This window comes from Larkinella sp. (assembly GCF_965227735.1).
Taxonomy (GTDB): domain Bacteria; phylum Bacteroidota; class Bacteroidia; order Cytophagales; family Spirosomataceae; genus Larkinella.
Genome location: NZ_OZ245776.1, coordinates 7,534,322 through 7,546,806, shown reverse-complemented (window position 1 = coordinate 7,546,806; position 12,485 = coordinate 7,534,322). Strand labels below are relative to the sequence as shown.

Genomic DNA, 12,485 nt, shown 5'->3' with positions numbered 1-12,485 from the left:
TATTTCTGGCTAGCTTTGGAACTGTATGAAGACGAAAAAAGCACCTAATTCTCAGCTCTCCGTTCAAACGCTTGACTTTCTGCGCGATCTGGTTCAGAACAACAACCGGGAGTGGTTTCAGGCGAACCGCGCCCGCTACGATGCGGCAAAATCCGAGTTTGAAGGTTTTGTGGGCAAGCTGCTACAGGGCATCGAAACGTTTCAGCCGCTGCCCAACACCGCCGTGAAAGATTGTATTTTTCGCATCAACCGCGACATCCGGTTTTCCAAAGACAAGGCACCGTATAAGAAGAATCTGGCGGCTGCTGTGGGGCCGGGCGGGCGGCATTCGGGTCGGATCGACTATTATTTTCACCTGCAACCCGGGGGCGAAACCTTTCTGGGCGCGGGCATGTGGCAGCCCACACCGGCCCAACTTGCCAAATTTCGGCAGGAAATCGACTATAACGTCGATGAGTTGAAAGACATCATCGAAGCGCCGAAGTTCAAAGCGTATTTTCCGGAAATTTTTGGCGAAACGATGAAAACGTCACCCAAAGGCTATTCGGCCGACCATCCGGAAATTGGCTTACTGCGCCGGAAAGAACTGTTTTTCCTCCACCGGTATTCGGATCAGGAGGTGGTAAAACCGGATTTTGTGGACGAAGTCGTGAAAGGTGCCCGTTTGATCAAACCGTATTGCGATTACCTGAACTACCTGTTTTACGAAGAAAAAGACGAGTCGATAACGTTATAAATGAATACTAAATGTAGAATGACGAACGCCAAATGTAAAAGTGAAGAGGGAAGCACCCGGATACTTTTACATTTGGCGTTCCTCATTCTACATTTAACGCGAACTATGGGATTATTGGCCGCGTAGCGGACTGATGTTTGTAGCAAAACGGATCACCCGGTTCCTCCGGCGTGCCTTTGGGTACGCAATCTGATGCACTTGTTGCGTACCCAAGGGCACGCCGGAGGAACCGGGTGATCCGTTTTGCTACAAACATGTCGTGCCTATGGCACTTAATCAGCTCATAATCAATTAATAAATCTCACAGTTCGCGTTACATTTAGTATTTAATTTAATACTCCAACCCGGCGGGCAGGGTTTTGGCCTGGTTGATAAAATCGGTAATTTTCTCCAGGGTTGGAGGCCGTTGCGTTAGCTGCCGTTCCTGGTTGATTTCCGTAATTTTGGCAAAGAGGTTTTCCGGTGAGCGGTGGGCCAGTTCTTTAACCGTGTCGACGCCAGCTTCTTCCAGCAAATCGCTGTAAACCCCACCGATGCCCGCAATGCGATTCAAATCCGCCCGATTGGCCAGATCCAGAATCACGGCGGTTTCTACGCCGACAGTAGCGGCCAGTTTCTTCCGCAAAGGTACGGTTTTGGAGGCTTCGAGCAGGGCGTCGGTGTTGGTCAAACCCTGTGCTTTTAAGGCTTCGGCCAGTTCTGCGGTAATGCCTTTTAATTCTTGAACGGGTAAACTCATGGGAATCGTTTATTATTTAGGAATATGACTACCTACTTGAGACCGCTTTTCGATCAAAAAGTAACGCAGAATCCTAAATAAACCCATTCATTTACCACCGAACCGCCAGCCGTACACCACCCGTAAAATTCCGGCGCGGGGCGGCATTGTAAAACCGGCCGCCAAAAGCGTTGAGGTCATAGCCCAGGCTGTAGGTTTGATCGAGCAGGTTATCCCCACTCAGATACGCATCGAGCGTCCAGCGTTTGGCCAGCGTTTTCCGAAACCCCAGCGTCGCGTTCAGCATCCGGGCAACGTCAGACTTAAACGCGTTGGCGTCATCGAGCGGGAATTTGTCGATGAACTGGTGCGTCAGGTGCGCGTATAATCCCAACCGGGTTTCAGCATCAAAACCGGTGACGACCACCAGCGGTGGCACGCCCGTAACACGGTTGCCCGACACATCGGCGGTGCCCTGCTGGTAATTCTTAAACCGGTAATTGGTCACCGTGGTGCTGTTCCAGACCCGAACGGTTTGCCAGAAGCCGGCCGGTTTCGGAACCACCAGATTATACGACAGTTGCGCTTCCAGCCCTTTTTGGTTCGTAGCCCCGGCATTGATGAAGTATTCGGCTCCGCTTTCCACCGACCGCCGGACAATCGTTTGCCGCAAGCGGAACTGATACACGGCCACGTCGAACTGAAACCGGTTCAATTGCCCCCGAACCGCAGCTTCCAGGTTGGTGCCCTGTTCCGGCTCCAGCGTCGGGTTGAAGGTTCCGGCTGACGGCCGGACTTCCTGGATCGTGGGAGCGGAATAGCCAGTGCTAACGCTGGCAAAAACCGACACATGATCACCAATTTTCTTCAACAACGCCAACCTCGGCAACCAGACCGGCTGAAAGCCACGCGGTTGCGAAACAATGGGTTGATCCGAAAACCGGGTAAACCCGTACGATACTTCGTTGCGACTCAACCCCGCCGTGGCAATGATGCCGAACGGCAGACTGGCTTCCAACTGGGCAAACAAAACCGACTGCGACGCCCGGAATTCGTCGTCCGACTGCAGGGTGTCGGGCTGGCCCCGGCGGTTGCCATAATTGCGGGTGATGGTGAAATTGTTCTGCCACTCGCCCCCAAAAACCAGTTGGGTAGGAACGCTCCCTTCAATCATCTGCCAGCGCGTCACCGTTCGTCCGCCAATCCCCTGATCGGCGCGTTTTTCGTAGTTGGTAATGAACGGATTGGCAAAGTCGGTCAAAGAACCGAACAAAACCGTCGTGTTCTGAATACGGTCGTTCCAGCGGTACTGGTGCGAGAAGCCCAGGTACCCGGTTTTCTGGTAAATGGCCGCCCGCTGGTCGGCGCTGCCGGGCGAAACCCGTGTCGACGGCCGGGCCTGGCGCGGATCGGCCAGAAACTGCGCCTGGGTCAGCCCGCCCGGCGTCTGGTACATCAAATCCGTATACAAACCCATGACCGAAACTGTTTGCTTTGGGTTGACGGCAAAGGTGGCGTTCAACGACAAATTGTCACGGTACATCCGGCTATTGGCCCGGTAGCCGTCCGACTGCAAATGCCCGTAATTCAGTGAAATGACCGAATTGTTCTGACCGGTTTGAATCGTATAGTTTTGACCTGATAATCCGTAAGAACCCGCCAGCGCACTCACTTCGGCCCGGTTGGCCTGGTCGCCCGATGGGCTGCTCTGGCCACTGAGCAAAACCGTACCACCCGTTCCGGCCCCGTATAAACTGCCCGACGGGCCTTTGATGACTTCCACCCGACCAATGGAACGAACGTCCAGCGCGTTCAGGTAAGTGCCGCCCCCCGCATCGGTCATCGGCAGTTCGTTCCAGTATACTTTGACATTCCGAACGCCAAACGGCGACCGGATCAGGCTCCCCCGAATGGAAAGCCGGTAGCTGCCCGGCGATCGTTCGTCCATCCGGACGCCCGGCAGGGTGTTAAAAGCCGGAACGAGGGCCGGGGTGCCAAACCGCTGGTTCAGTTCTTTGCCGGAAAGCACGTTGACCGATGCCGCCGTTTCGAGCAACGGGCGGTTCGTCTCGTAGCCCCGGACGGTTACTTCCGCCAGTTGAATGGAATCAGTAACGGAACGATTGGACGGCGTTTGCTGGGCGAAAAGCGAAATGGGCAGGAATAGAAAAAGTAAACTGTATTTAAGCATGTTTTTGCCGGATTCGGGTGATTTCTGGGATTCGTCTGTAAAACTAATCGCTCAAAATGATTTTATACTCTTTAGGGTCAACTAACCTCAATTCAACCCCAAAAGTCGGCGTTTCAATCCAATCTGTATTGAGCAAACGGTTAACTACCATTTATTTTACAAAAAATAATAAATCATTGCAAAGTACGTGACGACGCTGGAAAGACCGAACGACCGATGGCTCCGCTGGATAGGAATTCCGCTGATGGTGCTGTTGGGCAACATACTCTACCTGAAAGATCACCAGCATAACCCGGTTCTGTATTCAGGCTGGGTCTTTATTGGCATGGCCTACATGACCCTGGCCTGGGAAGGCTCCGTGAGTTGGGTGCATTATGTCCGCAAAAAATTCCCCGACGCCCGGCACGCCTTCCGGCGGATAGTCATCACCTTTACCGGCTACGGACTGCTGGCGGTTTTGTGCCAGTCGCTGTTCATCTTTCTGACCGATCTGACCGGGCTGGCCATTATTCCCATCACGGCCCGCGTCTATCAGGCTTACATCGGAATCGGTATCTTTTGTTCCCTGATTCTGGGTACGACCTACGAAATCATATATTACCTGCAACAATACCGCAAAGCAATTGCCGAAGCCGAAGCGATTCAGAAATCCCGGATTCAGGGGCAGTTCGACAGCCTGAAGAGTCAGGTCAATCCGCATTTTCTGTTCAACAGCCTCAATTCGCTGTCGGCTCTGATTTCCGAAGACAAGCAGCAGGCCAACAAATTTCTGGAAGAGTTATCGAGCGTATACCGGTATCTGCTGCAATCGAATGAGCGCAAACTCGTATCACTCCAAACGGAACTGAACTTCATCCATTCGTTCTTTTACCTGTTAAAAGCCCGCTATGGCCCGGCCATCGAATTGCAGATCGGCATCGAACCTTGCCTGATGGAGTGTTATCTGCCGCCTTTTAGCCTTCAAACGCTGATCGAAAATGCCATCCGTCACAACATCATTCTGGCCGACCGACCGCTCCTGATCTCGCTCCAGGCCGAAGCACAAATCAACGACGGAGTGGTTGCCCTGCGGGTGACCAATAACATTCAGCGAAAAAATGTACAGGTCAACAAGCAGCCCGGCGGATTGCGGCAACTCACCGAGCGGTTTACACTCCTGCAGTTGCCACGCCCGGTGATCACCGACGATGGCCGACAGTTTAGTGTTCGGGTGCCGCTAATCGTGAAAGGTGCCGATTTTTTGGTAAATTTACCCTGACTTTTCCCTACCGATGTGGGCCTGAAATCTATCCGTTATACCAACCGTGACACCTGGATCGCACTCGGCCTTTTGCCGGGTTATTACCTTTTCCTGAACTATATGATGCTCGGGAAGTCTTATTTTCAACGGCTGGATATTTTTCTGAGTGCTTCGCTGCTCACGACGCTGATCTGGACACCGGCTTTTTTTCTTCATGCCGTGCCGGCGGTTTATCTCCGCAAACGATTTCCGCACATTCGCCAAACCTGGATGCGCATGTGTCTTGCCCTGTCGATCCATATTCTGATGTCTTCAGCGGCCATAACTTTTCTATTTTACGTTTATAAGTGGATCAATTTCCCTGGCTACACCTTCGACAACAACCGGCTTTTTTGGGCAATTACCCTGGGAATTATTGGCAATGTTGTCGCCAACATTGTTCACGAAAGTGTCTATACTTTTGAGAAATGGTCGCAAACCATCAGCGAAACGGAAAAACTTAAAAAAGCGAATTTACAAAGTCAGCTTGACAGTTTAAAACAGCAGGTCAATCCCCATTTTCTATTCAATTCGCTCAATACCCTGTCGTCCCTGATTGACGAAGACACCGATAAAGCGGAACTGTTTATCGAGGAATTATCAAGTGTGTACCGGTATTTATTGCAGACCAACGAAAACGCCCTGACCAGCCTTCGCGATGAATTGACGTTTATCGAATCGTATTTCCATCTCCTGAAAACCCGGTACGGAAATGGCATCGATCTGGAAGTGAACATAGCCGATGGTTTTAAGGAAGCGCAATTACCACCCCTGACGCTCCAGATGCTGGTCGAAAACGCGGTGAAACACAACATCATTCTTTCCGATCAACCGCTTCAAATACGCATTGAAACCACCCATAGCGGTCGACTTATCGTTTCGAATAATGTGCAGTTAAAAAACCTGCGCGTGGCTTCCAATGGTGTTGGTTTGGCCAACATTGCCACAAAATACCAATTGCTCGGACAGGGAAATCTGGAAATCCTGAACACGGAAACCAGTTTTTGTGTCACCCTGCCCCTGATGATGAACGAACTAAAATAAATCCGAATGCCTGGCTTTTAATCCGATGCTATGATGACTTTTAACGATACCCGCCTTCGGTTGACGGGGCCACTGGTATTGTTCTTTTTTGGGGCGTTATTTTTTCGGGTTAAACTACTGCTCAGTTACACCAGCATCGAGTTGATCCGGTATTTGATTGTGGGAATTACCGCCGGTTATATTTGCTGGAACGTAACCCGCTGGCTCGTCCGGCGAATTCAGCAGCGGCATCCGGGTCTGGCCAACACCCGGTATCGATTGTATGTATTGCTGCTGGCGTTTCCCATTCTGGTCAACATCGGGTATTTCCTACGGTTTTTTGGTCACCGATTGATCTATCCGCACGACGGCGAATCGGCCTTCGATTGGGATGTTAATTTCTTCATCAGCTACCTCGAAACCATCGGTATTCAGATTTTTTACCACTTTATATACATCGGCATTTACGAAGGTTCCTACCTGTTTATTCAGTGGCGGAAGACCAATCTTGAAAAAGAAGCGTTGCTCCGTATGCAGTGGCAGGGCCGCTTTGAAGTACTGAAAAACCAGGTGAATCCACATTTTCTGTTCAACTCGCTTAATACGCTTTCGTCGCTCATCTCCGAAAATCCGAATCTGGCCGAAGCCTTTGTCGACGACATGGCCAGTGTCTACCGCTACCTCTTACAGACCAACGAGCGCGAACTGACACCCCTTCGGAAAGAACTGGATTTTATCGACTCCTACTACTATTTGCTCAAGACCCGCTACGGTTCGGGCATAGCTCTACAAGTAGCGGTCCGGGAGGAGGAAAAAGACGCTTTGCTGCCTCCGTTGACGCTGCAAATGCTGGTCGAAAATGCCGTCAAGCACAACACGATGTTGCCGGAACAACCCCTGAAAATTAGAATTGAGACGACGGACGGTTTTTTACAAATCAAAAATACCCTGCAACGCAAAAACGTTCGGGTGGAATCGAACCACGTCGGTTTGTCGAACATTGCGTCCAAATACAAGCTGCTGAAACAACCGAGCCCGATTATTGAAGAAAAAGACGGGCAGTTTATTGTGACCCTTCCCCTGCTACAGGAACGGATTGGCATCAACTGAGGAAGGGTGCGTTTCATGACCGGACAATACCGGTTTGACCCACCAATTTGCGGTTTCAACGAAAGGTGATTTGGAAAAAACGAGCTGAATCTGCTATTTGTAGGCACGATTTGAACCGTAACGCCTTAACCCTCCTCCCCGAAAAACATAACGACCGATTCGTATGGATGTACTGGTAATTGAAGACGAAGAACTGGCTGTCCGTAAGTTGACCAAACTGCTGCAGGACGTCGATCATTCCATCCGGATTGTTGGAACGGCCGCCAGCGTGCGCGCATCTGTCCAGTGGCTGCAAAACAATGCGACGCCGGACCTGATTTTGATGGACATCGAACTGGCTGACGGACAGAGCTTTGAAATCTTTGAGCAGACTCCGGTCGAATCGCCGGTTATTTTTACGACTTCCTACGACGAATATGCCCTGCGGGCTTTCAAGGTCAACAGCATTGATTATTTGCTGAAACCCATCAAACGGCACGAACTGGAAGCGAGTCTGGAAAAACACCGCAAACTGCGCAACCCCGCCGAACCCGAAACCGGCGGCCGCATGGCCATCGACGCACTCGTACAGCAACTCCGCCAGCAGATTCAACCCGCCGAATACCGCAAACGGTTTCTGGTCAAACACCTCTCGCAGTGGATGCCCGTTGAGGTGTCCGACATCGCTTATTTCTATTCAGAAGAAGGCGTCAGCCTGTTCCGGACCCGAACGAATCAGAAATTTTCGGTAGACTACACACTCGATGAACTCGAAGCCATGCTCGATCCTTTGCAGTTTTTTCGGGCCAACCGGCAATTTATCGTCGACATCAACTGCGTGCAGCAGATCCATCCGTACTTTAACAACAAACTGAAACTAACCTTAAAACCGGCTCCCGAAGAGGAAGTGCTGGTGAGCCGCGAGCGTGCCACGGAGTTTAAGAAGTGGATGGGGAAGTAAAAACCGTTGCTACAAAAGCCGTTTCGGCAGCTCAATCAGCGGATTAGGGGTGTCTTCGAGCAATTGTTTGGCCCGGATCAGGTCATTCCGAAACTGCCTCTGCAACTGGTGAATCAACAAAGGGGCCATCAACCGCTGCCAGCCTCTAAGTTCCAGGCTCAACTCGTAAGTCACCCGGGTTTCCTTGTCCACCCGCTCAAACAGCCGCTGTTCCCAGAGTTCAACCGGGCTATCGACGCTCTCGTGGGCCGTCCGCCGGTTTGGTGCGGCTGCCGTCACCTCAGCCAGAATGGTCATTTCCTGATCAAAAAGCCGTACTTCCTGCCGGAGTTTCATGCCCGAGCGGGCCAAACCGGGCGCATCCTGCTGCATGGCGAACAAATTACTGCGCCAGAGCAGATCGTATTCATAGCAACCCAGCAACCCGTATACCTCCGTTAACGGCAATCGAATCAATTCGGAATGACGAACGGTAATCATGAAAGGCGGTTTAGGAGTTGGGGGTTTGCCCGGCCATGAAACGTTCGGCTTCCGAAAGCGTTTCGCACAACTTGGTGGGCAGCACCGGGTTGCTTTTTTCAAACAGGGCTTCCGACGACAGTTTCGAAAACAAATCCGGCGACACGATGCTGATGTTGTAACGCACCCCGGCCGCATGAATCTTCGGAAAATAGTCATTCACAATCCAGTCGACGGTTCCGGCCCAGGCCACGTCGAACTCCTTCGTGTCGTGAACGTGAAACCGGCAAGCCCGCTGCTGCCCTTCGGCCTGCTGCCATTCCAGCATTTTCAGCGTCGCCTGCATCAGTTCGTCGTCGGTGCAAAAGCCGATCCACTTCATCAGAAGGTAATTCTTCGTGGGTTCATACCGTAAAATGGCGTAAACATCCCCTTCTTCGTTTTTTATTCTGCTTATTTCATTCACGGCATCGTGTACCTTAGGTGTCGGAACTCATCCGTACGATTTGATGTCACCACAATCAACCACAAATATACTTCAAACCCCGATACCCGACCGGTAGCGGCCCAGCGTTTCGGGGGTAATTCCCAGATAACTGGCGACAAATTCTGACGGAATGCGATTCAATACTTTCGGGTGTTCTTCCAGCAACCGGCGATACCGGTCTTCCGGGGCTTCTTTCAGTAGAGAAGCCTCCCGCTTTTCGACCCGCAGCAACTGGTCCTGCAGCAGCAGGGTAGCAAAGCGTTGCCAGGTCGGATAGGTTCGGCAAAGCGCCATGACGTCGTCGTATTGCATTTCGAGCAGGTGCGTTTCTTCCACCGTTGCGACATTGACGTTGGACGGTTTTTGGGTAAAAAATCCGACGAACGACCCCAGAAGCGAATTCTCAAACAAAAACTCTTTCGACACTTCCCAGCCGTCGATTTCGTAAAACAAACGCCCACACCCTTTTTCGATAAAACCGATGGTGTTGCAAACGTCTCCCTCCCGCACATACAGCTCATCTTTCGCCAGCACGCGGTGCTGAATGATTTGCTCAAAAGCGTTTTTTTCTTCGCTGGATGGCCGAACGATGCGTTCAATATTGAACAGAACCCGATGCATAGAGAATGAGTTGGGGCAGAAATATACTTAAAAATCCACTTTATACAAGGATTCCAACTGTCGTTCGTTCATGGAATCCGGTAACATTCGAAACAAACCGTTGCGCACGGCCGCCAGCCAGGGATGCTGCACCTGGGCCACCTGGCCAATGCGCCGGGATTTCTCCACAATCGAATGCGTTCGCTTCAGCCGTCGTTGCTCAAACCGCTTGAAAGCGTCGGAAACCGTACCGCTCCGTTCCAGTTCATCGGCCAGAACCACCCCGTCCTCAATGGCCTGGCAAGCGCCCTGTCCCATGTTGGGCGTCGTAGCGTGTGCGGCATCGCCCAGCAACAACACATTGCCGAAGGCAAACCGGGGCAGGGGTTTCAGGTCAATGATGTCATTCCAGAGTAAGCCGCCATCTGGGGTTCGGGAAATAACGTCCGGAATGGGCGCGTGGTAGCCCGCAAACCGGGTCATCAGGTCATTGACCCGAAAGGTCCGCATCAGTCCATCGTTCGCCGGGGCGTTGGCCGTGGCAAACCAGTAAATCTGGTTGTTGGCGAGCGGCACAATGCCCACCCGACCCTGGGAACCCCAGGTTTCGGTAGCTTCAGTCAAATCCAGGCCGGTGGCGTTCACCACCGCCCGCCAGCACGTATAGCCCGCGTAGCGTGGTTTGGAATCGGGAAGCAACTGCTGGCGAATCGCCGAGTGGATGCCATCGGCCACCAGCAGGTAATCGGTCTGGTGTACGGTTCCGTCGTCAAACCGCATGATGACCCCGTCGCTGCTTTGATCGATGGAAATGGCCCGTTTACCCAGAACGATTGGATTACCGATCAGTTGATCCAGCAAAACCCGATGCAACGTGGACCGGTGAATGGTAAAATTATCGGTTCCGTATCGTTGGCTGACGGCGCGGCTGTCGGTGCGGGTAATCGCCCGGCCTTGTTCGTCCCGAATGACAAACGTGTCGATGACCCGACCAGCGGGCAGAATGGCTTCCGCAATGCTTAGTTTTTGGTATGCCTTGATGGCGTTGGCGGCCAGTACGAGCCCCGCCCCCAGCGGTTTAATGGCCGGGGCGGCTTCGAACAGCGTCGCCCGAATCCCGATTTTTCGCAAGGCAATGGCGGTGGTCAGACCCGCAATCCCACCACCGATGATGGTAAACCGATTCATAATTTTCATGATGTGGTTCTTTATAAGACTTTCGCTTTTGCCCCGTTCCCCTAAAGGCCGGGCTGTTAAGTTCTGGAAATTACGATCGTTAAAGTTAGAAATATCGATCCGCTTTTCGCCCCCAACCCCCTAAAGGCCGGCACCGGCCGCCCGGCCTTTAGGGGGTTGGGGGCGAAAAGCGGAAGAACTTAACAACCCTGCCCTTTAGGGGAATGGGGCATATTTCGCAAATTTGCCCCATTAAACCCATTCCAGCTTCACTGAAACGGAAAAAGCCCCCACTCAACCGACGCTGCTAGGGGATTAAAGGCAGGGTGACCACAAATTCGCGATCGGTTTCTTCAACGGTGGGCGTTGGCTGGCCCAGCATTTTGTATTTGGTCAGGATGTTAAGCAAACCCTTCTGGGTCGATTTGACCCGATCGACTGATTTTTTTTGCAGATTATTCCGAACCGTCAACCAGGCGGAGTCAGTCGTAAAAATATGAATTTTCAATGGAAGCTCGCTGGACACGATGTTGTGTTTGACGGCGTTTTCCACCAGCAATTGCAACGTCAGCGGGGGAAGCCGGCATGTCAGAAAGTCGTCGTCTACCTCAATTTGGAGAGATATGCCCCGGGCATACCGGGTTTGCAACAGATGAAAATACGAATAAATAAATTGCAATTCGCGTTTCAGCGTCGTCAATTCAACGTCGTTGGTTTGCAGAATGTAGCGGTATACACTCGCCATTTCATCCACAAACTGCTCGGCTTTCACGGGTTCGTCGGCAATCAGCGACGAGAGGGAATTGAGGGAATTGAACAGAAAATGCGGATTCAGTTGCGACTGCAACGCCCGCATCTGGACTTCGGACATTTCCTGCCGCAGTTGCTGAACCGACAGTTCGGTTTCGAGTTGTTTCCGCTCGTGTTTTTCCTGCTGCCGTTCTATTTTCTGTTCCAGAACCGCTGTTCGGATGGCGGCCTTTCGCTGGCGGTAGCCCAGTCCCAACGAAAAAAAAACCAGTTCGAGGATGATGCCAATCTGGATGGCGGTCAGTGGAGCCGTCCAGAATGGCGAATTGGGTCCGGCATAAGTGTCTAGATAGGTTAAAATCATGGATGTTACTGCTCCCACCATCAAACAGGCCGAGCCGATGATGAAATACCGGGCGACGGTATCCTTCAACTGCAAAATCCTGTAGATCCCGTAGACGGCCAATCCGATCATTCCCAGGCGAATGGCCGTGTGAGCCGTGTCATACACCATCGGGTACCAGTCTTCCCGCAAGTAGCAGACGGTAAACTGGAGAATCACGTAAAGGGCAATACAAAGCTGGGTATACTGGAAGATCCGGAACAAATCCGGCAGGCGTTTCCGCAGTCCGATAAACGCGTCGGTGAAGCCAAAATAAATGAAATACGCGATCATGGGCGCGCAGCCCCGGATAAAATACCAATCGTTGTTGGAAAGTGAAACCGCTTCCTGGAAACCATCGAACCGGATGGCGAAATACATCAGCCAGGCCAGCATGTAAAGCGTGTATAACCCGTAAATCCGCTCCCGGTAGGTAACCCACTGAACAACGTTGATCAGCAGGATCGAAATCACCATGCCGACAAACATGGGTTGCCAGAATTCATAGGTCATAGGGTACGCTGGGCTTGTGCGTTAAGGTACCGGCAAACTTACCAACGAATCAACTCTTTTTTCGATGAAACGGTATAAATGGTGGGTGAAGTGTGTCTGGAGTATCAAGTTATTACACAGA

12 protein-coding genes are annotated in these 12,485 nt (G+C 51.8%); 5 read left to right on the top strand and 7 right to left on the bottom strand.

Annotated features, from left to right (window positions below; translation table 11 throughout):
- Window positions 1-25: 25 nt before the first annotated feature.
- On the top strand, window positions 26-736 hold the full coding sequence (locus ACO064_RS29920) for a DUF2461 domain-containing protein (RefSeq protein ID WP_421830837.1): 711 nt from the start codon (window positions 26-28) through the stop codon (window positions 734-736).
- Window positions 737-1,067: 331 nt separating this feature from the next.
- On the opposite strand, the gene ACO064_RS29915 is transcribed toward ACO064_RS29920, so the two are convergent.
- Together ACO064_RS29915 and ACO064_RS29910 are read right to left on the bottom strand one after the other, a co-directional pair.
- A complete protein-coding gene (locus tag ACO064_RS29915) occupies window positions 1,068-1,475 on the bottom strand; it encodes a DUF4332 domain-containing protein (protein ID WP_421830836.1) in 408 nt (135 codons plus the stop codon).
- A gap of 91 nt (window positions 1,476-1,566) precedes the next feature.
- Window positions 1,567-3,645: a TonB-dependent receptor gene (locus tag ACO064_RS29910; protein WP_421830835.1), complete on the bottom strand. Its 2,079-nt coding sequence runs from the start codon at window positions 3,643-3,645 to the stop codon at window positions 1,567-1,569.
- A 187-nt stretch (window positions 3,646-3,832) separates the two neighbouring features.
- Between ACO064_RS29910 and ACO064_RS29905 the strand changes: the two genes are divergently transcribed.
- The 4 genes from ACO064_RS29905 to ACO064_RS29890 all read left to right on the top strand — a co-directional run bounded on the left by ACO064_RS29905 (window position 3,833) and on the right by ACO064_RS29890 (window position 7,997).
- On the top strand, window positions 3,833-4,903 hold the full coding sequence (locus ACO064_RS29905; protein ID WP_421830834.1) for a sensor histidine kinase: 1,071 nt from the start codon (window positions 3,833-3,835) through the stop codon (window positions 4,901-4,903).
- A gap of 15 nt (window positions 4,904-4,918) precedes the next feature.
- On the top strand, window positions 4,919-5,968 hold the full coding sequence (locus ACO064_RS29900) for a sensor histidine kinase (protein WP_421830833.1): 1,050 nt from the start codon (window positions 4,919-4,921) through the stop codon (window positions 5,966-5,968).
- 30 nt (window positions 5,969-5,998) lie between these two features.
- The gene (locus tag ACO064_RS29895) at window positions 5,999-7,057 is read left to right on the top strand and encodes a sensor histidine kinase (protein WP_421830832.1); all 1,059 of its coding nucleotides are present in this window, start codon (window positions 5,999-6,001) and stop codon (window positions 7,055-7,057) included.
- A gap of 163 nt (window positions 7,058-7,220) precedes the next feature.
- Complete coding sequence (locus ACO064_RS29890) at window positions 7,221-7,997, top strand: LytR/AlgR family response regulator transcription factor (protein WP_421830831.1); 777 nt, start codon at window positions 7,221-7,223, stop codon at window positions 7,995-7,997.
- Between the two features lie 9 nt (window positions 7,998-8,006).
- On the opposite strand, the gene ACO064_RS29885 is transcribed toward ACO064_RS29890, so the two are convergent.
- The 5 genes from ACO064_RS29885 to ACO064_RS29865 all read right to left on the bottom strand — a co-directional run bounded on the left by ACO064_RS29885 (window position 8,007) and on the right by ACO064_RS29865 (window position 12,364).
- Window positions 8,007-8,477 (bottom strand): hypothetical protein, encoded by a 471-nt coding sequence (locus ACO064_RS29885; protein WP_114409288.1) that lies wholly within the window; start codon window positions 8,475-8,477, stop codon window positions 8,007-8,009.
- A gap of 10 nt (window positions 8,478-8,487) precedes the next feature.
- Entirely contained in the window at window positions 8,488-8,922 is a 435-nt protein-coding gene (locus ACO064_RS29880) for a hypothetical protein (RefSeq protein ID WP_421830830.1), read from the bottom strand.
- A 72-nt stretch (window positions 8,923-8,994) separates the two neighbouring features.
- Complete coding sequence (locus ACO064_RS29875) at window positions 8,995-9,564, bottom strand: Crp/Fnr family transcriptional regulator (RefSeq protein WP_421830829.1); 570 nt, start codon at window positions 9,562-9,564, stop codon at window positions 8,995-8,997.
- Between the two features lie 27 nt (window positions 9,565-9,591).
- Window positions 9,592-10,740, bottom strand: a complete 1,149-nt coding sequence (locus ACO064_RS29870; RefSeq protein ID WP_421830828.1) for an FAD-dependent monooxygenase — start codon at window positions 10,738-10,740, stop codon at window positions 9,592-9,594.
- A 286-nt stretch (window positions 10,741-11,026) separates the two neighbouring features.
- Window positions 11,027-12,364, bottom strand: a complete 1,338-nt coding sequence (locus ACO064_RS29865; protein ID WP_421830827.1) for a sensor histidine kinase — start codon at window positions 12,362-12,364, stop codon at window positions 11,027-11,029.
- Window positions 12,365-12,485: the final 121 nt, after the last annotated feature.